Below are 19,972 nucleotides of genomic sequence, written 5' to 3' on the forward strand. Positions count from 1 at the left end.
GCCATCTATTGAACTATGCTTCTGCTATACTAGTAATTTGTTTTTATATTAAGCCACCAGATGCCTGAGCAGGGTTCATATCGATACCTTTTTTTTATGATAAAACACACATCATTCTCCACTTTTTTCAGTACAAATTGCCTTTAGGATTACCTCCATACGGCGTATAATAGGCTCACAAGTTTCGATCTGTGCTAAATATAACAGGAGTGATTTGATTAAAAAGCTTCTCGGTTTTTGCTCCTGTACTTCTTGTTGCAAATAGTGAACGGCTGCAATCGACTCGTGCCTGATTTGCTCAGGAATCGGTGAAGTTAGGACCTTTTCCCGGAGTTCTTTCAACAGTTTCCGGAGCTGTTCATCAAGAGGTTCTGCTTCGAAATCTGTTGCGATGGTTTCGAAATCCGCCATCTCACGAGATGTTAAAACAGGTTGCAGATCCATTGTGTGTTCAATCATTCTTTCAAATGTTTCAACTACGAAACGGGCAACATGTTGGGAATCAATGTCTTTATTATCACGAAACGACAGAGAAGTATATTCTCTCAAAACCCCCTGGAGCATGATGGAAAAATCCCAAATATAAGGTTCTACTTTACTTCCATAGACTTCAGTTAGACAATCTTTGTACCAGTTTAACATGGTAACTTTTATACGCTTAATAAGACAGGAAACTTCGGAGTTGTTTTGAGGCAGTATAGTCCTCAATAGGATCAATATAAAGTCTTTGTTATCTCGAAAACCTTCAAACTGTATGATAATTTTTTTGATGAGTTTTTCTTTAGCAGACAAAGATGAATCAAAATTAACATTGACAGCATTTTGCATCATTTTTTTATGGCTGTGCTCGATAACTTGAATTAATAATTTCTCTTTCGAATCAAAGTACTTATATAATGTTCCTTTTGAAATTTTACAGCTATTGGCAATTTCCTGGACTGATGTAGAAACGTAACCTTTTTCTGAGAAAAGACGAACAGCCGACTGCATAATCTCTTCTTTCTTATTCATTGTTCCTCCCTCCTTGGTTGATTGCTAGTTTGCATGATATTTTATGGGTGTCGCAATTTGCCCATTTCTTTATAGAATAATGATGCTTTTTAATTTTATGACCGACCAGTCATAAAAGAACTGCAAAGTAGAAAGTGTTTTTTATTCTAATTGACCGAATGGTTTTTGTCAATTTTTTTGTTAAAGGATTCGTGACTTTTTTCAGAGAAAAACAACTAGGTGTTGGCACGCAAACCTTAATTTATAACAATTTATGAAACAGATAATATTTCGCTTACATATTAACCAAATGTTGACCATATAGTTTTTCGTGTAGAAATCAACGTTTTTCCTGAGCTGTAATATTACTTTTTTTTAGAAAAATTATGTCACCCTTTTATAATCGAATTTTAATTTCTGACTGTATGGTATAGTTGAAGGTGGAGAGCCATCAATGACGGTGGAAGAAATCATGGCTGAATTTCTATTAGTTGGAGCATGCCAGTGGGCACGGTCTGAAAACCGCGGTCTTCTATCGATGCATCGGTGGCAAACTTAAAAAGGATCGTAGTAATACGATCCTTTTTAAAAGAGTTTAATCCAGTAACCCTGAGTTATAAAAAGTATTTTTTCAGTAGTCTTCTTCCAGCCCTGTTGGTTAGACAAGCTCATGATGGAAGGCATAAATGACAGCCTGGGTACGGTCGTGCACTTGAAGCTTGCCAAGGATATTGCTGACATGGACTTTAACGGTTTTTAGTGCGATAAAGAGATCATCTGCAATTTCCTGGTTTGTTTTTCCTTTTGCCATCAAGAGAAGAATTTCCATTTCCCGTTCGGTGAGTTGTTCATGTAACACATCTGCTGGTTTCTGGCGCATGCGGTCCATTAATTTTCCGGTAACTTCCGGTTCAAGGATCGGCTTCCCGTTGTATGTAGAACGGATGGCGTCCGCAATTTCACTCGCTTTAGATGTTTTTAGCATATAACTGGTGGCACCAGCTTCCAACGCAGGGTAAACCTTTTCGTCATCTAAAAAACTGGTGATGATCACGATCTTTGCTTCAGGCCACTGGTCGATAATTTCTCTGGTCGCATCAATGCCATTCATGTCCTTCATCACAAGATCCATTAAGATGACATCCGGCCGTAAACGAAGGGACTGTTCTACTGCTGCATGCCCATCATCTGCCTCAGCAATGACTTCAATATCAGGTTGCGCAGCGAGATAAGCGGATACACCAATGCGTACCATTTCATGATCATCTGCAAATAACACACTAATCATTTACATCACCTTCATTTCCTAGAATTGGAACTTTTACTTCGAGGTTCGTCCCTTGGTTGGGCAGACTGATTAATTTAAAGGAGCCACCGATTTCATATGCACGCTCCCGCATCGTTTCCAGTCCATACGATCCTGTCTTTTCCAGTTTCATGTCAAATCCGACCCCGTCATCGGCGACCCGGAGTATGATATATCCATCTCGCTTGATCAGCATAACGCGTAACGTATTGGCCTTTGCATGACGCAAAGTATTGGAAACAGACTCCTGTAAAATGCGGAATAACTGATCTTCTACTCCCTTATCAACGGAAAACGCCTCTATTTTCCATTCAATGGCAAGTGGAACCTTTTGCAGTAGTTCATTTAATAGATCCTGGATCCCTTCCTGCATCGTCTTTCCTTTTAGTGCAACCGGACGCAAATGAAGAAGCAATGCGCGCATTTCCAACTGTGCCTGGTTGATCATTTTTTCCACTGTTTGCAGTTGTTGCTGTATTCCCTCGTCCATAGGCAGTTTGGTTTCATTCATGGCGGACATCATCATCGAAACGGCAAACAGTTCTTGACTGACAGAGTCGTGCAACTCCCGTGCCAATTTACTCCGTTCCTGCAGCACGATTTCCTGTAAGCTTTGTTCACGCTCCACAGCCCGCTCTGTTGCCATTTTTTGGTTCAGTTCTGTTTGTTGCTTGATTTTTTCCTGAATCTTTTCCATTTGTTGTTGGATCTCTTGTAATTCTTGCTCGGGGTTAATTTCCTGACTTAAGGGCTGCCCATTTACTAATTGCTCCAGCTGTCTTGTTATGCGTTGGATATGCTGTGACCAATAGGACCCGGTAACGATTCCAATAATGACCCCGATAAGAATGGGAATCATCAGCAGGATGCCTACAAGTGGAATATTGTTTATGTTCTGTGTGAATAATGTTTTCCAGTCTATTTCAAATATATATAGCATAACGCCGATCGCAAGCATTAGAATGATGATGCCATAGGACATAGCTATCAATGTTTGCCGAATAATATGTCTCATATGCGCCTCACCTCAATGTTCCCTGACATAACGGAGGTGATAATTTTAATGCGCGGCACTGTATCATCGTAATGTTGTGTCTGATAGAAGATGGTGTCGTTCATTAATTTAAGATGGCGTTTGTTAAAAATGTCTGCCCGGCCAAATACTGCACTGTGGTGTAAACTGATTTCTACATCATATGGAACAAAGATCTCGATATTGCCGGCAATGTGGCGAATGGACACAATCACGGTATCATTCGGCAGCACTGTATTGCTCAGATCAATGATTCGGTTGCCGATTCCGCTGTGAATATTAATGTCACGCCATTGATAAGCGGTGTCATCTGTTTCCTGATTGCCAAAGATGCGGTGCGTGAACAATGGTTTTTGCTCGATGATCGCTTCGGTATGGACTTCCTGTTGTTCCGCAATATTTGGCTGGATCACATATGGTTCCTTCTGCGTGCGATAGTATTCCAAGGCGAATAGAATGATGACGACAACGATAAAAAAGCGCACCGCTAACATGCTAATAGCAGAAAACGCCAGCCCAACAACACCAATCCAAAAGATGATTTTTCCATGCAGTTTATGGAAACGCTTTTTACCAAAATAAATGAGAAAACCAGAAATCAAGGCAGAAATAATCGTGCCACCGTGAAAGAAGGTAATTTCTACTGCAAAGAGGATGGCACCAATGAGTAAAATCCAGTTCCATGTGTCTGTTGATAAACGGTTAAACATCGGCGCACCCTCCTTGACTATCTCCTTCAGGATAAGAAGTATCATCCCGCTTATAATAGGTTAACTCGTGTCTGCTTGAGCGCCTATTATAGCATATTTGGATTGCTTATTCCGCTATATTTCGCTCTAACTCTTTTTCCAGTTTGTCAATTTTTGCATCGAATGTACTGCGGTAATAGGAACGGTTCACCTGATGTTCCAGACCGTCAATATAATTCTCTATCTCTTCAAAGCGCGAGAACGGCTTATCAACTGCTTCCGTATTAACTTTATTCATCTGATGATTCGCTCGAGCCGTGTTCTCCCGTCCCATCAATTCCATTCGACGCAAATGCATATCCTTGAGTTTATGCTTCATTTCGGCATATTTCTGTTCCATGGCATCCAGCTGTTGAATTGCTTCCGCCCGGGATTCTTTCATGCGCTCTGCACGTGCCTGATATTCTTCATATTCCTTTTGAGCAAATTGCTGCATGTCCGCTTCCCCAGCCTTTTCTGCAATCGTTGCTTGCTTTTGACGCTTATCGGCCATTTCCTGTGCTTTCAAATATTCCTGGGAAAACCCATCCCGCAGCTTGTATTGGCGTTCAATCAGTTTGCGTACCTTTTCTTTCTCCTGTTCACTTTGGCGTAGGTACTGATTGAGAGCGGCCATTGGGTTTTTTTGTTCCTTTTTGTCCATCATGGTGTGCAAGTCCGCAGAGATGGAATCTTTGATACGTGTAAATATATTTGCTGTCATGTTTAGTTGCTCCTTTTTAGAGATTTAGATGGTTCCACTCCCATTCAAAATTAGTGAACGGGTCATCGCTTTTGTCGATAATTTCCACTTCAGGTTCGTCATTATCCTGTTTCCAGTTTTTGTAGATCAAGTAAAGAACCGCGGCTGCGCCAAGTCCTATTAGTGCGGGCACATTGGAAAGCACCATGCTAACCAGCAACAATCCAATAATGACCCAAGCAATTTTAGCCAGGGTAGAATGGCTCTTCAAGAACTGTTTAAATACGATATACAATAACCAGATGCCCACACCCATGAGCACCATAGGCCCCAGATTGACAATCAAAATGGTGAGGGCAGCCAGTCCGCCAACAAATAAAAGAAACTTTTTCATACGGGATTCGCCTCCTTTCGAAATGCTACTTATATCATACGGGAAGTGTTGCGCTTTCGGTAACCAGCCTGCGCCATATCTTTGACTAGGACTTCAGGCGTACACGGGTGATTATTTTATTCCGCCTTAACGGGAAGTAAGATCACCGCTGAATAAAAGTTCACTTTATTCCTTTTGTTCATATTCAGTTCATATAAGCGGTTTAGTATCTACACATGGTTCATCTAAGCATATGAAGGAGGAAATACGTTGAGTAAACGATTGAATAATCATAAAGGGATAAATAATCGGGACATTGCTGTTGAGGCACAAGGATTGATTAAAACATTTGGAGATCATCGTGCGGTTGATGGGGTCGATTTAACCGTGCGTGCAGGTGAGATCTATGGTGTACTCGGGCCTAACGGAGCAGGGAAAACAACGACGATTCGAATGCTTGCAACCTTATTGAAGGCAGATGCCGGTACAGCAAAGATTTTTGGACACGATGTGCAAAAGGAGCCGCAGCTGGTGCGTCAATTAATCGGCGTTACCGGTCAGTATGCTTCTGTTGACGAGTCACTTAGTGCTACGGAGAACTTAGTTATCTTTTCCCGCTTGTTAGGATTCGGTCGAAATGAAGCAAAGCGCAAGGCGGTGGAATTACTGGAGGAGTTCGGCTTAACAGAAGCGGCAAAACGGCCATTGAAGAATTTTTCAGGTGGAATGCGACGCAGGTTGGATTTAGCTGCAAGTCTGATTGCTAAACCACCGCTTATCTTTTTAGATGAGCCTACTACCGGTTTGGACCCGCGAACACGCAACCAGATGTGGGATACGATCCGACGGTTAATAAATGAAGGCTCAACCGTTCTGCTGACAACGCAGTATTTGCAGGAAGCGGATGAACTGGCAGATCGTATTGCAGTGATTGATCAAGGAAAAGTGGTGGCAGAAGGTACCGTAGATGAACTGAAGGAGTCTGTTGGCACGTCAACTCTGCATGTAACGATCAAGGACGAAAACAAGATGCAGAAGGCCTGTTCTATTGTTCGTCACGTGCTTCATGTCCAGACTGCGGTGTCTGCAGAGGGTGCAAAAATCACTGCGCCACTGGCTGATGCTGACCGGGTAACGGATTTGCTGATCAAGCTTAGGGAAGCGGGCATTCAATTGGCAGCATTAAGTGTACAAAAACCAACGCTTGATGAGGTCTTTCTGTCGATCACTGGTCAGGATGCGCGTTCACAAGCGGAAAACACAGCTGGGAAATCGGATAGAAAGGTGGAGATCATATGAGTAACACAGTAGGAAGCATATCTAATAAACAAAGGCTCCGTAACCATACAAGCTTTCGGAAATCGGTAAAAAACTCTTTAACCATGGCATATAGGGGCCTGCTTAAGATCAAACGCACGCCAGAGCAATTATTTGATGTGACATTGCAGCCGATAATTTTTACGCTCATGTTCACATACATTTTTGGGGAGCAATCTCCGGGGATATACAAAGCTATCTGCCCGTGATTATTCCGGGAATTCTTGTTCAGACTGTTATTACAACATCCGTTGTGACAGGTGTACAATTAAGAGAGGACATGGATAAGGGAGTGTTCGATCGATTTAAATCACTTCCCATAGCGCGTATTTCCCCATTAGCAGGGGCCTTATTAGCTGATACCATTCGATATACCATTGCAACATTGCTTACGTTTTCCATGGGATATATTATTGGGTATCGTCCTGAAGGTGGTTTAGCTTATGTGTTTCTTGCGGGTATTCTGATTATTGCTTGTGCATGGGCGATTAGTTGGATATTTGCTTTCTTTGGAGTTATTTCACGTACAGCCTCAAGTGTACAAGGAATCTCGATGATTGTATTATTTCCACTTACGTTTCTTTCAAATGCATTTGTGCCGGCGGAGACACTGCCTGAAGTGCTTCAATGGTTTGTTAAAATCAATCCAATCTCACACCTGGTAACGGCGGTAAGGGACTTAACCAATAACGGAACGTTTGGCTGGGACTTCACCCTGTCGCTTATTGGAGCAGCGGTTATTGTAGCAATTTTCGCTCCTATTACCGTACGTGCTTATATGCGGCGCGCATAGTAAGCCAAAGGAAAAAGTGATAAAGTAAGTATACGATATGTTGAATGAACTGCTTCTTGATCTGGCAGTTCTCCGTAGTGAACAGAATCGGAGCTTTACTGGCAGTTGACCCCTACTTGTTTTTTCGTTCCACCTCAACATCTTGAAGTGGGAGTTATACTGTCCGTTAAGGCGGGATAAAAAAGGACTGAACGAGATGGCCAAACTATTAATTGTTGATGATGACCCATATATTCGGGAATTAATTCGTGTCACGTTAGCTAATGAAGGCTTATCCACGCTGGAGGCAGAAGATGGGACAGCCGCGCTTTCCCTGCTTGATGAAAATAAAATAGACGCCATTATACTTGATATTATGATGCCTAATATGGATGGATGGACCTTTTGCCGCGAAGTACGCAACTATTACTCCGAGACATTGCCCATCCTTATGTTGACTGCAAAAGGGGAAACAACTCAAAAGGTACAGGGGTTTGAGCTTGGAGCCGATGATTATTTGGTTAAACCATTTGCACCAGCTGAATTGGCGGTACGAGTGAAAGCTCTGCTAAAACGTTATCAAATCAACCTGTCGAATCAAGTGGTAATCGGAAATGTCGTCATGGATCGTGACCTTTTTAAGGTATCGATTGGAAGCGGGGAAATGACACTGCCTTTAAAAGAATTTGAACTGTTGTTTAAGTTTGCCTCACATCCACAAAAAACCTTTTCCCGGGAACAGTTGATTGAAGATATATGGGGATTTGATTATGAAGGGGATGACCGGACCGTTGATGTACACATTAAACGCTTGCGGGAGCGGTTTTCTTATGCAGGCTGTCCATTTAAAATCACGACCATTCGCGGACTTGGTTATCGCCTGGAGGTAAAGTAATGAAAATTACCGAAATCATAAAACGTGTATTGGGTTTTATTGGGGTGATGCTATCCTTATTTTTGTGCTGGTCCTTTGGGTACTGGCTAGCAACACTTTTTTCTGATTGGACGCAAATCAGCTTGAATGAATGGAGCAGACAGATTATTAGCTCCTTTTTAGGGTTCTTTCTCTTTGGTTTTATCATTGCTATTGTAACAAAATTGCCATGGGTTCGATCAAAACAAAATCAGTTTCTCAGCCCTTTGCTTCAGGCAATGAAGAAGATGTCAGAAGGAAATTTTAATATCGACTTTTCGTTTTATGGAAACCAGTTTCGAGAAAGGGATAATCACCCCTATTCCCAACTTTTTACTAGTATCCAGGATATGGCAGAGAAGTTGGGGGAAATGGAGGAAATGCGTCAGGAATTCATCTCGAACGTGTCGCATGAAATCCAGTCCCCTTTGACGTCTATCAGCGGCTTTGCACATACGTTGAAGAATAGCGATTTAAGTGAAGAGGAGCGAGTACACTATCTGCACATTATTGAAACGGAAAGTGCCAGATTGTCTAAACTGAGTGAAAATCTATTAAAGCTTTCGTCTCTTGAATCCGAACATTTACCACTGGAGCGAAAACCGTATCGGCTCGATTATCAATTAAGGCGCATCATACTTGCAAATGAGCCGCAATGGAGGGAGAAAGCAATAAACATGGATATCTCGCTTGAAAATGGAACGATCACTGCTGATGAAGACATGATGGATCAAGTATGGATTAATCTGCTTCATAACAGTATAAAGTTCACGCCAAAAGGTGGCACCATTACAGTCAAAGCGTTTCACTCAGAACAAGGAATGGTGACGGTAAGCCTACAAGACACCGGGATCGGGATGGAAAAGGATGCGCTTATGCATATATTTGAACGCTTTTATAAAGCGGATCAATCGCGGAACCGCAACAGTGGGGGCAGTGGACTCGGTTTATCCATTGTCAAAAAGATTGTGGATTTACACCATGGTGAAATTCAGGTGGAAAGTGAATCCGGGGCAGGAACAGCGTTTAACGTTACGTTACCCGCTTGATTTTTTCCTTTCAATAACATACAAGGGGGATACATATGAAACAAAAAACAGAAATGCAGGACTTCGAACAATACTGCGGGAAAATACTGAAGAAATATAATGTGCCTGGTTTTGCGATCGGACTAGCCAAAGACGGTGAGCTAACGTATGAAAACGGGTTTGGGTTTCGGGATATGGAAAAAGCACTTCCGTTATCCCCGGATACGGTTTTTGGCATCGGCTCTATAACAAAGGCATTCACAGCTGTTGCGATTCTTCAGTTACAAGAGAAAGGGAAGCTGTCTGTAAACGATCTCGTTACAAGCTATTTGCCAGAATTTAAGCTGCCAAATGAAAGACAAACGAAACAATTAACGGTCCATCATTTCTTGACCCACTCATCCGGCTTGCCGTCCTTACCAACACTAATGGGTGCAGTGAAGAGCAGTATTGAAAAGGATCCAGCGTTTGCAGGCAATCAACAGGAAGACAATCCATTGGATGCCCTCCAGGCAATTGATACATATGAAGCGTTAATGAAGGCGATCGCCAATGCACCATTTATGCCGCTTGGTGAACCAGGGTGTGAATTCAGTTATTCCAATGATGGCTATGGCCTGTTAGGAGCGATTATTGAACGCGTCAGCGATAAGTCCTATGAACAATATGTGCAAGAAAATATCTTATCGCCTGCTGGTATGTTTAACAGTAGTTTTCAATTGGAGAACTCGAAGGAACATGAAGACATCGCAGTATTATACGATATGCAACCAAAAAATGATGAAGCGGCAGCTGTTCGGTCTAATCATCCGTGGGACGCACCAGCCATGCGTGCAGCGGGATTTTTAAAATCGACGGTGAACGACATGCTCCGGTTTATGGAAGTAATTCGAAATGACGGAAAGGTTGATGATGTGCGAATTTTGTCACCAGAAAGTGTGCGGGCTATGACAACACCTTACATCCAAAGTGAGCCTGGTGCTTATTACGGATACGGTTTAATGATCATCCCGGATTTCTTTGGTTATAAGCTTATTCATCATGGTGGAGATATGAAGGGAGTAACGGCCCAAATGAATATCCTTCCCGAAATCGGTCTAACAGGAGTATCGCTTGCCAATTTAGCGGGCGCACCGTCGTCCAAACTGCTTTTTAGTGCATTTGCCGACCACCTGGGCAAGCCGTTAGCTGCGTCACACATCAATGCAGAACAGGTAGATGTAGTACCCGAAAGTTTAAGTGAGTATGAGGGAACGTTCGTCTCAGGGGATGGGATGAGATGTGCGTTCGATGTGAAGGATAAACAGCTGCATATGGGCATCACCGGATTGCTGGAAGCTGTGCTGACGCCAATTGGACACGACTTGTTTTTATTTAATATGAGAGAAATGGATTTTACCATTCGTTTTATGAGAAACGAGAACAATGAAGTTCATCGAGTTGCATTTGCATCGAGACAAATACCAAAAGTAAATGACGACGAAGGAGCGACAACCTGAAACGATACAATGGGAAAAGGATAGTTTCAGCATCCGGTTGTATGAACATAGCATTTTCCAAATAAATAAGAGATAAACAGGGATTCAGAACATGCCCCAAGTTCTGAATTCCTATGATGATGTATCCCTTTTATGGGTGAGAAATAGACTTGGTATGAAAATTACCGCAAGAACGATGGTGGACACGAAGAATCCGGCATGATAACCTTTTAAGCCATTGGCGATTGTTGGCTGAAACCCTTGTATGACTGTTGCAACAACAGTTGCGATCATGGCTGCCCCAAAGCTTGACCCAAGGTTTTCTATAATATTAATACCAACTCCTGCTTGTGGCAGTTGTTTGCTGTTAAGTCCTGTATACGCGTCACTCGTCAATGGAAGCATAATCCCTCCAAAACTGGTACCACGGATGAACAACACGATGGAGATCCAAATCATGCTTGTTTTATCTGTGATAAAGATAAGTGGAATAGATCCGATAAGTGAAAGGACAAGGCTGACGATTACCACATATTTTGCACCGAACTTATCAATCATTTTTCCGATCATTGGTCGAGTGATGAGCATCCCAACGCCTTGAGGAATTAATGCAAGCGCTGCTTGGATGGCCGTGAAATGACGGAAGTTTTGAAAGAACAAGGGCAGGATTAACATGGGTCCCATCACAGCAATATTTGCTAAAAACAACCCGATGCTGGATGCACAGAAAGTTTTGTGTGCAAATAAATTCATTGGAAGCACTGTTTGATTCTGCTTGATTCGGTTATACATAAGGTAAATTATTGCTAAAACAAGGCCAATACTCCCCCACAGGATTGTTTCATGATTGTGAAATGATGCGTGGTCGGCCGCTTTCGTAATCCCATATATTAAGGAAGCGCTCATGAGGGACAAATTGACAATCCCAAACACATCGAGTTTACTATTCTTGTTGAAGGCTTCAAAGTCCGGAATATATTTCATCATAAGTGGCGCAGCAATCAAGACAATGAATACGTTGATGAAGAAGATCCAATGCCATGAGGCACCTTGAACGATAAAACCGCCGATTACAGGTCCTAAGATTGGGCCAAGGATCATAGGTGTGCTGACGATTGCCATCACTCTTCCCAGATTTTCTGGTCCTGCTGTTTTAACCAGAAGTGTTGACATGAGCGGGGTAATAATCCCGGCACTAAATCCTTGTACTAACCGAAAGAAGATGAAGCTTGAAATATCCCAACTAAGTCCAATAAAAATTGAAATGACACCAAAGGCGACCACTGCGCCGATGAAGACTTTCTTTCCATTAAATTTGTTCATCAACCATCCCGAAACTGGAACTGCAATTGCAAGAGCTAGCACATAACCTGTAACGGACCATTGAACAGTGCCCAATGTCGTGTTGAAATCCTTCATTAGTTTGTCGATGGCGATGTTTACCATGGTTGAGTCAAGCATTGGAGCAATTGCTCCCAGTGCAATAGCCCAGGCGGCAGCAAGAATTTCTTTTGGAAGACCTGATTCTTTTACATTATCTTTTGACATCATATACTCCTTTTAAAGTTTTTTGTTTCCCTGTCAACAAAATAATAACGTCATTTTGTTTCCTTGTCAACAAAAAGGTAGCAATAAAAAGAGCAGCCTGTTTCATATAATGTTGGGCCGCCTATTACTTTACTTACTTTCAAATGTAATCTGCTTTAATGAATAGCTATGCCTTGTTTCTTTATTTCTTTATCCAAATGCCGGCGATAACTTTCCACGAATCGAAGCATAGTGTCAACTTCTTCTTTAGTTACGTTTTCAAATACGGCTTTGTCCCGTTCTTGAAATTCCTTGTGCAGTTCCTCATGTATATTAAAAATTACTTTCCCTTGTTCCGTTAGCCGGTAATAGATTTCTTTTTTGTTATCCGGTTTTCGGTAGCTTTCAATAAGACCTTTGTTGATAAGCCTTTTTGTTAATTTACTGATGGCACCTCTAGTCATATAAAGGGACTCCGCAAGTTTTGTCAAATTGGCGTCTCTATTTTTTTCAATGGATTCGATACAATGTACTTCGGAAGGCTTATACCCCTTAAGATGTTCTTCCATCTTAGGTTTATTAATCCAAGACAACTTGTTGAATAAATCCCTGAAATTTATTATAAGCTGTTCTTCTTTGTTCATGACCTGTCCTCCCACTCGTTTGTACACCAATTCTTACATTTTCCCGTTGAATAATTTGTTTATAACAAGTTATTTAAACCTTTCCGATAAATTGACACCGTACCTTTACTATATAATAAACGGGGAACAGGTGTAAAATAATTATGGAGTGAGCTGAAAGCTAATGTATGGCAAAAAGGCAGGCGCACAAATGTCGCCTGCCGTTAATACACCTTCTTACTTCTAACATGACAAGTCTGTTTTGTGACAATATCTTATTTGCGTTTTCGATAGCGCTCAATCAACGATTAATCTATACAACGCACTTTAATTTGTTATAGCGTATCTTAATACATAAATGTTTTTGAAAAAATCAGACTCTATTTTACTCATTCCAAAATAGGCTATGTCCGGCGCCAGCGCCAAAGCAAACTTCGCCCTTCTTCACGCAGATCAAGCACATCGGTTCAGGGGACAAAGGAAGGCCGACTAAGAACTGGCTGTCGCTTGGGGTCATGTCCACCCCTGTTGCAGTAGCATGTAACATTATCTCATTGCGGATGAAGAGGAAGATCAGCTAAGTTCCCCGCATTGCACGGCAAAGTCGACCCATCTAAGTGGCAGGGCGCAGTGTGTACGTTGGCCCGCCAGATGCAGGTCATGCTGACGTTGGCACAGGACGTACCGAACTTAGGCGGCGTTCCTTAGTCCGGGTGCTTTTAGCCTTTGTTATTATTTTTTTATTTTTAGAAGACGCAGAGCGTTCAATATTACTATAATAGCCGCTCCGCTATCACTTAATACAGCCATCCAAAGCGTAAGTATGCCCGGGAATATAAGAATGAATGCTGTTAATTTTATTAGTAGGGAAAACCAGATATTTTGTTTAATAATCGCCAATGCTTTTCGGCTTAGTTTAACCGTATGGGGCAATTGTTCCAGATTATCTGCCATTAAGATGATATCAGCTGCTTCCATTGCTGTATCTGTTCCTGCACCACCCATCGCAATTCCCAAATTCGCGGTAGCTAATGCTGGTGCGTCATTGATACCATCACCAACCATGGCAACCGTTCTTCCTTCATTCTGTAACCGTTTAATAGCGGTTACTTTATCCTCAGGCAGTAGTTCTGCAAAATAGCGATTGATTTTCGTTTGCTTAGAAATAACTTTTGCAGTACCTTCGTTATCCCCTGTCAGCATGGCAAGTTGCTTAATTCCAGCCTGTTTTAATTCATGTAATGCTTTAATAGTCGTTGTGCGCATTGTATCAGCCACAGTGATGATACCCATTATTTTATCACTTGTACCGATGATCACGACCGTTTTTCCTTGATTTTGGATTGTGTCAATCTTGGCTTTCACTTTCTCTAAGGGCATATCCATTTGTTCAAATAACTTTAGATTGCCCGCGTAATATATGTTACCATCGATCGTTGCTTGCACACCTTTACCAGCGATATTTCTAAATAAGGTTCCCTGTTTAGATGGAATACCCTTATCTTTCGCATAGGCAACGATCATTTTGGCTATCGGATGTGTGGAATAATCCTCGAGTGTGGACGCCAAGGATAGTAATTCATTTTCTGAAATGGTCAGTGCCTTTATTTCAGAAACCTTTGGCTTTCCTTCCGTTAATGTTCCGGTCTTATCAAATGCAATTGTATTTATCGCACCTGCTTTCTCCAGAAATGTGCCGCCTTTTATTAGCACGCCATTCTTTGCCGCGTTCCCAATCGCGGAAACGATCGCAACAGGAGTAGATATTACTAATGCACAAGGGCAAGCCACTACTAATAATGCAAGACCTTTATAAGCCCATTCTCCCCATGTGCCAAAACCGAGCAGTGGTGGAACAACGATGACAGCAATAGCCAACAAGAAAACAATTGGTGTATATAAACTAGCAAATTTATCGACAAATGCCTGGCTAGGTGCCTTTTGTTCTTGGGCCTCTTCCACAAGATGAATAATTTTGGATAGACTTGTATTTTCAACTAACTTGGTGACGTTAACTTCAATGGAACCACTCTCATTAATGGTACCCGCATAAACGGTGTCACCAATTTGTTTGTCGACGGGAATGGATTCACCTGTGATCGGCGCCTGGTTAACACTTGTTTCGCCTTGAATAACCTCACCGTCCAACGGAATTCGTTCACCAGGTTTAATGATGACAATTGAGCTAACGGAAATAGCTTCAACTGGCTTTTTTACTAATTCTGCGCCAACTTTAACCCAAGCCTCTGCTGGAGCCAGATCCATTAGATTGCGAATAGATTTTCTTGTTTGCGCAATCGATCTGTTTTGCAGTACATTCCCCAAAGCGAACAACCATACGACGGTTGCACCTTCAAACCATTCTCCAATAAAAGCAGCCCCAATGGCAGCAGCTGACATGAGAACATTCATATCAAGTGATCGGCTTTTTATCGAAAAATAGGCACTTTTCACCGGTTTATGGCCACTGATAACGATAGCTGCTGCATATAAAAGGGTTGATAATAATGATGAAAGGCCACTGTAAGAGCCAATAAAACCGATTGCAATTAAAATACCCGAAGAAATAATAAATCCGTATCCCTCTTTATATTTTTGGGATTGAGCAGGTTTATGACTTTCTGTGATCAAGGAAGCTTTGTACCCTAGCTTCGATACTTCGGCCACAATATCGTCTACGGTGTTATCATGTTCTATCTTCATTTTCCCAGTTGAAAAATGAACCTGCACACTGTTAACTGCCGGAATCGTATTTAAGTGATTCTCAATACTTTTGGCGCAACTGCCACAATCCATTCCTGTTACCTCGTACGTTCTAACATGCTTGTTTTGCTCAATTGGCTCAGCTGTATACCCTAACTTTTGAACGATATTTTCGATTGAAGCAAAGGCTTGGGTGGTGTGGCCGATAACCTGTAATTTTGCAGTGTTATAATTTATCTTTACTTCCTGAATGTTATCTAACCCACGCAATCCTTTTTCGATTGTTAAAGCGCAGGATGGACAATCCATTCCAATTATATGATATTCAGCCTTTTTTTCTGTCATGGATGGTTGATCATCCATTTGCGTTTCGCCTGTATGATTACTACAACAGCATTGGCTGGTTTCTGTTATACGATTGGATTTCATTTCTTCTATCTTAGGGCTGCGGCATGGCTCCTTTTTCATTTCCTTTTCATTGACTGCAGCGTGGTGATTACAACATGCTTGGTTATGAACAACAGTCGCAGTGTTATGTTTGTTAGAACCGCAACCTTGATCAGTCATATATTCCACCTTCTAATCTATATGATTCTGGCAGCTTGCCACATCGTTTTGGACATCCTCCAGTACGACATCAACCATCGTTAATAAATCCCGCACTAATTGATTGCGTACGCGGTAATAAACATATTTTCCGTCTTGCCTCCCTACAATTAATCCGCAGCCTTTTAAGCATGCTAAATGCTGAGATATATTGGATTGATTACCTTTAAGATTATCCACGATTTGCGAAACTGTCTTTTCTTCTTCTTTTATGCATTCAAGTATTTGAACTCTCGTTTTATGTGAAAAGCCATGCATGAATTTCATCTTCGTGTCTATGTCAATGTTTATCACGTTCCAACCTCCTGTTATATTAGTTAAAGCTAATATGTTTTTATAATCATTATATTAGCAAGAACTAATATGTGTGTCAATAGTTTGTCTAATGATTAAAGCTAACGCAATAGACTTATAGGGATAGGAAAAGGCTGTTATCACCGATGAAGAAATAAATTGGGATAGGATGGACGAATTTGACATCTGTACTAATAAATAACCCCGTCCGATAGTAGGACGGGGTAAAATTATGGAGCATATCGTTTAGTGTTCCGTTCTCGTGCATATCTGCTTAAATAAAGTATCGGAGAGAAGAAGGATTTAGACCTTCTTTCCTGTCCCAGCGACTTCCATTGCTTTTTTTATATAATCCGCGGATTGATGCAGCCATTCCATTTCTTGGGCATCGAGGTCAATTTCCAATTGTTTTTCCACGCCATTTTTGCCGATGATACACGGCATGCTTAATGCAACATCTCCATTGTAGCCATATTGGCCGTTTAATGTGGTGCATACTGGGTAAACGCTGCGCTCATCCAGCATGACAGCCTTCGCCAATGTAACAGCAGCTTGGGCAACACCAGCATTGGTCCACCCTTTTCCATTCAGAACATCAAAGGCGGCTTTTACCACTTGTTCTTTTACTACTTCCCGATTTAAAGGCACGTTTCCTTGAAAAACGTGGTCGAGTTCCTGTTCACCGAACCCTTGCACATTTAAGCGGCTCAATACGGGAAAAGCAGTATGTCCATGTTCGCCCATCATATAACCTGTCACGCTTTTTGGATCGATGTCATAATTCGTGGCGATCACTTTACGCAGGCGTGCGGAATCAAGCATTGTTCCCGTTCCGAATATGCGTCCTTTCGGGTAGTCGAATTCATTTTCTGCTATGTACACCATGCTATCTAACGGGTTTGTGATAAAAATGAGAATGGCATCCTTCGTATATTTCGTAATACCTGTCATGACTTCCCGAATGATTTTTGAATTAACAAGAGCCAATTGTGCTCTGTCAGGCATGGGGTCGTTCTCACTTTTTATCATGCTTGGGCCAGCAGCACAGATGATCACATCCGCATCTGCGCATTCTGAATAATCGCCAGCACGTACTGTTGTATTCGCCATATATGTAAGTGAGGTTGCATGTTCCTGGTCCAGCGCTTCCCCATAAGCAACATCCTTATCGCTATCAATCACAGCAATTTCCGAGAATAGGCCTACTTTCATCGCATCTGCCAAAACATATGAACCAACATGCCCTACACCAACAATAACTAGCTTATTCCTTTTCAATAGTAATACCTCCTTGTACACGTAATAGTGTTATTTTATCATGTAAAGGGAAATTTCACACAAATTTGCAGTTGGGAATATAGTTGGAGTTCAAGGATAATGCAGATACGTAATGAGGGTTATTCCTGACAATGAGGCTTCTTGCTGACTTTGTGATTTGGCAAAAAAATGCACCCGGATCTGTTTTGTACACGATCCGAGTACATGCACTTTTTTTCATTCGTTCCTTCATCACAAATGAAAACCCTATTTTACAACAAGTACCGCGCATGATGCCTCGTTTGTGATTTTCTGACTGACGCTGCCCATGAACAGTTTTTTCATGCCACTGATACCACGATTACCAGCCACGATCAGATCAATATCATGATCATTAGCATAGTTAGTTAAGGTCTCAGCTGCTTTGCCAGTCAAAATTTCGTACGTTACTTCTGCAACCTCTGAAATACGGTTTTTCGCACCAGCAATAATCACGTCCGGTTCGGTATCATCACCGTCCGTTTGAATACGTCTTTCCTCAATATGGGGTGGCACGACAGGCATCGGACCAGGGATAACTGGCTGGGACTGCGACAAATTTAAATCTTCTGATGCGGCGGAATCATAAGCTAAATAAACAGTCTCTTGGCGGTCTGGGTTATCATCTACATAAGCAATTGTCAGTTGGGCCTGCTGATCTTTGGCAAGGGTTTCAGCTGCTTTTAGTGCTTGGACGCTATCCGAGGAGCCATCAAAAGCAACAAGGATATTCTTGAAACGTTTCATGTAAACAAACTCCCTTCCTGTGTTTAGCGTTTATATTTTCAAGCCGTATTACTTACTATACAATACACGTTATTGCCCGAGGATAAACCTTGTTGTCTGTGCTGCCCCCCAAATAACGTTTCGTCTCTTGATTCTATAACTTGCTATCAACGTTACTTGTTTTTCATATATTGATTAAATTCGTCTATTAATTCTTGTAGTGTTAACTCATATAAATGACGATCATCTGAGGATTTATATCGTTCCATATCGATTAGCTGCTCCATAAGCAGCTGTTTTTCATGATGATCTATTTCTGAAATACTTTCCATTTCTATGGCTCCTTAACAAAACATGAAGTTGCATACGTGATTTGGCTGATAGTCATGTTATTATCATTACGGTTAGTTGCGTGTGTACGATCGGAATAAAAATGTGTACCATTCTTGTTGCGATAAATATAGGCTTACACCTTTACCTTGTGTACATCTTATTTAATGTTTACTATAGCCTACCAAATCTATCTTCCCTTCAGACATGTTAATTTAAACCTCTGTATCTAAAATATACAATATATTTCTTTCGTTTAAGATGAATGATGTTATTTACAATTTCCGTTTTCTAAAGATAAGCAGTGTGTTAAGGTTTAAGTACCATCGAATGCTTATTTCATCTTCCTTTTTATATAATCATGTAAAGTTTTACTAGCTATTCTATTTACTTGGTATACTTGATATGTAGCCGTCAAAATAATTCCATTACCATATTATTACTGTCACTATATAGGAGGAAAATCAACAATGCAGACCAAAAGTTTATCTATCTCGATCATCATTAGTATTCTCGTTGTTGCGGGACTCATGGATCTGAAGTACAAAGGATTACTATTTCGAATGCTGCCTGCTTCCATGCAAGGATGTTTAGAGGGAAATGACGCAACAAGAAGAAATATAACGGGGAAGGACGGAGGTACGGCATGAAGCAACTTTATATTAAACAAAAGGTATTCAGTTTACATAGCAAATTCACGGTGAAGGACCAGGATGAGCAAGATGTTTATTTCGTGAAAGGCAGTTTGATGCGCGTTCCGAAAACCTTTAGCATTAAGGATATAGCGGGTGAGGAAGTTGCTCTCATTACCAAAAAAACGTTTAGCCTTTTACCGAAGTTTTTTGTGGAGGTACAAGGTCAGGAAGTCGTAACGATTAAGAAGGCTTTTTCACTCTTTAAAGCACGCTATACAATAGATGCGGCAGATATAGAAGTGCGTGGCAACTGGTGGGACATGCATTTTCAGGTATACCAGCAGGGGGAAGCTGTTGGCGAGGTGAGCAAGCAATGGTTCACCTGGGGAGATAGTTATAAGATCCAGGTATGGAAGGAAGAAATGGAGACAATCCTCATTGCGCTTGTAGTAGCTATTGATTGTGTAAAGGCGGATCAAGCAGCCACAACGGCGGCAACATCCAACTAGCGGTGATTAGCCGGACCAATCCGTTCAAGACAGCTTGGTGCAGGCAATCGGGGTACATGTTCATTAATTCAAGGTTCAAGAA

At 41.5% G+C, this 19,972-nt stretch carries 19 protein-coding genes and 1 pseudogene; 7 read left to right on the forward strand and 13 right to left on the reverse strand.

Annotated elements, in window-relative coordinates:
* Positions 1-111 precede the first annotated feature (111 nt).
* The 6 genes from WMZ97_RS01025 to WMZ97_RS01050 form a co-directional block, all read right to left on the reverse strand.
* Complete coding sequence (locus tag WMZ97_RS01025) at positions 112-1,011, reverse strand: TetR/AcrR family transcriptional regulator (protein WP_343270188.1); 900 nt, start codon at positions 1,009-1,011, stop codon at positions 112-114.
* A 637-nt stretch (positions 1,012-1,648) separates the two neighbouring features.
* Entirely contained in the window at positions 1,649-2,278 is a 630-nt protein-coding gene (locus tag WMZ97_RS01030; RefSeq protein ID WP_343270189.1) for a response regulator transcription factor, read from the reverse strand.
* Positions 2,271-3,311, reverse strand: a complete 1,041-nt coding sequence (locus tag WMZ97_RS01035) for a sensor histidine kinase (RefSeq protein WP_343270190.1) — start codon at positions 3,309-3,311, stop codon at positions 2,271-2,273. The genes WMZ97_RS01030 and WMZ97_RS01035 overlap by 8 nt, the downstream gene beginning before the upstream one ends.
* Positions 3,308-4,039: a cell wall-active antibiotics response protein LiaF gene (gene liaF, locus WMZ97_RS01040; protein WP_343270191.1), complete on the reverse strand. Its 732-nt coding sequence runs from the start codon at positions 4,037-4,039 to the stop codon at positions 3,308-3,310. Before liaF ends, WMZ97_RS01035 begins: the two co-directional genes overlap by 4 nt.
* Positions 4,040-4,145: 106 nt before the next feature.
* Positions 4,146-4,781, reverse strand: a complete 636-nt coding sequence (locus tag WMZ97_RS01045; protein ID WP_343270192.1) for a PspA/IM30 family protein — start codon at positions 4,779-4,781, stop codon at positions 4,146-4,148.
* 16 nt (positions 4,782-4,797) lie between these two features.
* Positions 4,798-5,154, reverse strand: coding sequence for a lmo0954 family membrane protein (locus WMZ97_RS01050; protein WP_343270193.1), 357 nt, complete (start codon positions 5,152-5,154; stop codon positions 4,798-4,800).
* Between the two features lie 249 nt (positions 5,155-5,403).
* Here WMZ97_RS01050 and WMZ97_RS01055 point away from each other — a divergent pair, with 249 nt between their 5' ends.
* The 5 genes and pseudogenes from WMZ97_RS01055 (at position 5,404) to WMZ97_RS01075 (ending at position 10,662) form a co-directional block, all read left to right on the forward strand.
* Positions 5,404-6,432, forward strand: coding sequence for an ATP-binding cassette domain-containing protein (locus WMZ97_RS01055; protein ID WP_343270194.1), 1,029 nt, complete (start codon positions 5,404-5,406; stop codon positions 6,430-6,432).
* Positions 6,429-7,243: pseudogene (locus tag WMZ97_RS01060) on the forward strand (ABC transporter permease). Before WMZ97_RS01055 ends, WMZ97_RS01060 begins: the two are co-directional and overlap by 4 nt.
* A 196-nt stretch (positions 7,244-7,439) precedes the next feature.
* Complete coding sequence (locus WMZ97_RS01065; RefSeq protein WP_343270195.1) at positions 7,440-8,117, forward strand: response regulator transcription factor; 678 nt, start codon at positions 7,440-7,442, stop codon at positions 8,115-8,117.
* Entirely contained in the window at positions 8,117-9,184 is a 1,068-nt protein-coding gene (locus WMZ97_RS01070) for a sensor histidine kinase (protein ID WP_343270196.1), read from the forward strand. Before WMZ97_RS01065 ends, WMZ97_RS01070 begins: the two co-directional genes overlap by 1 nt.
* A 35-nt stretch (positions 9,185-9,219) precedes the next feature.
* Entirely contained in the window at positions 9,220-10,662 is a 1,443-nt protein-coding gene (locus WMZ97_RS01075; protein WP_343270197.1) for a serine hydrolase domain-containing protein, read from the forward strand.
* A 111-nt stretch (positions 10,663-10,773) separates the two neighbouring features.
* On the opposite strand, the gene WMZ97_RS01080 is transcribed toward WMZ97_RS01075, so the two are convergent.
* The 7 genes from WMZ97_RS01080 to WMZ97_RS01110 all read right to left on the reverse strand — a co-directional run bounded on the left by WMZ97_RS01080 (position 10,774) and on the right by WMZ97_RS01110 (position 18,748).
* Positions 10,774-12,189, reverse strand: a complete 1,416-nt coding sequence (locus WMZ97_RS01080; protein WP_343270374.1) for an MDR family MFS transporter — start codon at positions 12,187-12,189, stop codon at positions 10,774-10,776.
* A 155-nt stretch (positions 12,190-12,344) separates the two neighbouring features.
* The gene (locus WMZ97_RS01085) at positions 12,345-12,812 is read right to left on the reverse strand and encodes a MarR family winged helix-turn-helix transcriptional regulator (RefSeq protein WP_343270198.1); all 468 of its coding nucleotides are present in this window, start codon (positions 12,810-12,812) and stop codon (positions 12,345-12,347) included.
* 711 nt (positions 12,813-13,523) lie between these two features.
* Complete coding sequence (locus tag WMZ97_RS01090) at positions 13,524-16,061, reverse strand: heavy metal translocating P-type ATPase (protein WP_343270199.1); 2,538 nt, start codon at positions 16,059-16,061, stop codon at positions 13,524-13,526.
* A 12-nt stretch (positions 16,062-16,073) separates the two neighbouring features.
* Entirely contained in the window at positions 16,074-16,394 is a 321-nt protein-coding gene (locus WMZ97_RS01095) for an ArsR/SmtB family transcription factor (protein WP_343270200.1), read from the reverse strand.
* Positions 16,395-16,697: 303 nt separating this feature from the next.
* The gene (locus WMZ97_RS01100) at positions 16,698-17,672 is read right to left on the reverse strand and encodes an L-lactate dehydrogenase (protein ID WP_343270201.1); all 975 of its coding nucleotides are present in this window, start codon (positions 17,670-17,672) and stop codon (positions 16,698-16,700) included.
* Positions 17,673-17,918: 246 nt separating this feature from the next.
* Positions 17,919-18,437, reverse strand: a complete 519-nt coding sequence (locus WMZ97_RS01105; RefSeq protein ID WP_343270202.1) for a universal stress protein — start codon at positions 18,435-18,437, stop codon at positions 17,919-17,921.
* A gap of 152 nt (positions 18,438-18,589) precedes the next feature.
* A complete protein-coding gene (locus WMZ97_RS01110; RefSeq protein ID WP_343270203.1) occupies positions 18,590-18,748 on the reverse strand; it encodes a Fur-regulated basic protein FbpA in 159 nt (52 codons plus the stop codon).
* Between the two features lie 468 nt (positions 18,749-19,216).
* Here WMZ97_RS01110 and WMZ97_RS01115 point away from each other — a divergent pair, with 468 nt between their 5' ends.
* Both WMZ97_RS01115 and WMZ97_RS01120 read left to right on the forward strand, forming a co-directional pair.
* Positions 19,217-19,396: a hypothetical protein gene (locus WMZ97_RS01115; protein ID WP_343270204.1), complete on the forward strand. Its 180-nt coding sequence runs from the start codon at positions 19,217-19,219 to the stop codon at positions 19,394-19,396.
* The gene (locus tag WMZ97_RS01120; protein ID WP_343270205.1) at positions 19,393-19,890 is read left to right on the forward strand and encodes an LURP-one-related/scramblase family protein; all 498 of its coding nucleotides are present in this window, start codon (positions 19,393-19,395) and stop codon (positions 19,888-19,890) included. The genes WMZ97_RS01115 and WMZ97_RS01120 overlap by 4 nt, the downstream gene beginning before the upstream one ends.
* The last annotated feature ends 82 nt before the right edge of the window (positions 19,891-19,972 follow it).

This window comes from Lentibacillus songyuanensis (assembly GCF_039548255.1).
Taxonomy (GTDB): Bacteria; Bacillota; Bacilli; order Bacillales; family Amphibacillaceae; genus Lentibacillus_C; species Lentibacillus_C songyuanensis.

What these genes read in the sequence shown, in the direction of transcription:
- WMZ97_RS01025 (WP_343270188.1), bottom strand. Translation starts at nt 1,011, where the DNA reads ATGAATAAGAAAGAAGAGATTATGCAGTCGGCTGTTCGTCTTTTCTCA.
- WMZ97_RS01030 (WP_343270189.1), bottom strand. Translation starts at nt 2,278, where the DNA reads ATGATTAGTGTGTTATTTGCAGATGATCATGAAATGGTACGCATTGGT.
- WMZ97_RS01035 (WP_343270190.1), bottom strand. Translation starts at nt 3,311, where the DNA reads ATGAGACATATTATTCGGCAAACATTGATAGCTATGTCCTATGGCATC.
- liaF (WP_343270191.1), bottom strand. Translation starts at nt 4,039, where the DNA reads ATGTTTAACCGTTTATCAACAGACACATGGAACTGGATTTTACTCATT.
- WMZ97_RS01045 (WP_343270192.1), bottom strand. Translation starts at nt 4,781, where the DNA reads ATGACAGCAAATATATTTACACGTATCAAAGATTCCATCTCTGCGGAC.
- WMZ97_RS01050 (WP_343270193.1), bottom strand. Translation starts at nt 5,154, where the DNA reads ATGAAAAAGTTTCTTTTATTTGTTGGCGGACTGGCTGCCCTCACCATT.
- WMZ97_RS01065 (WP_343270195.1), top strand. Translation starts at nt 7,440, where the DNA reads ATGGCCAAACTATTAATTGTTGATGATGACCCATATATTCGGGAATTA.
- WMZ97_RS01070 (WP_343270196.1), top strand. Translation starts at nt 8,117, where the DNA reads ATGAAAATTACCGAAATCATAAAACGTGTATTGGGTTTTATTGGGGTG.
- WMZ97_RS01075 (WP_343270197.1), top strand. Translation starts at nt 9,220, where the DNA reads ATGAAACAAAAAACAGAAATGCAGGACTTCGAACAATACTGCGGGAAA.
- WMZ97_RS01080 (WP_343270374.1), bottom strand. Translation starts at nt 12,189, where the DNA reads ATGTCAAAAGATAATGTAAAAGAATCAGGTCTTCCAAAAGAAATTCTT.
- WMZ97_RS01085 (WP_343270198.1), bottom strand. Translation starts at nt 12,812, where the DNA reads ATGAACAAAGAAGAACAGCTTATAATAAATTTCAGGGATTTATTCAAC.
- WMZ97_RS01090 (WP_343270199.1), bottom strand. Translation starts at nt 16,061, where the DNA reads ATGACTGATCAAGGTTGCGGTTCTAACAAACATAACACTGCGACTGTT.
- WMZ97_RS01105 (WP_343270202.1), bottom strand. Translation starts at nt 18,437, where the DNA reads ATGAAACGTTTCAAGAATATCCTTGTTGCTTTTGATGGCTCCTCGGAT.
- WMZ97_RS01110 (WP_343270203.1), bottom strand. Translation starts at nt 18,748, where the DNA reads ATGGAAAGTATTTCAGAAATAGATCATCATGAAAAACAGCTGCTTATG.
- WMZ97_RS01115 (WP_343270204.1), top strand. Translation starts at nt 19,217, where the DNA reads ATGCAGACCAAAAGTTTATCTATCTCGATCATCATTAGTATTCTCGTT.
- WMZ97_RS01120 (WP_343270205.1), top strand. Translation starts at nt 19,393, where the DNA reads ATGAAGCAACTTTATATTAAACAAAAGGTATTCAGTTTACATAGCAAA.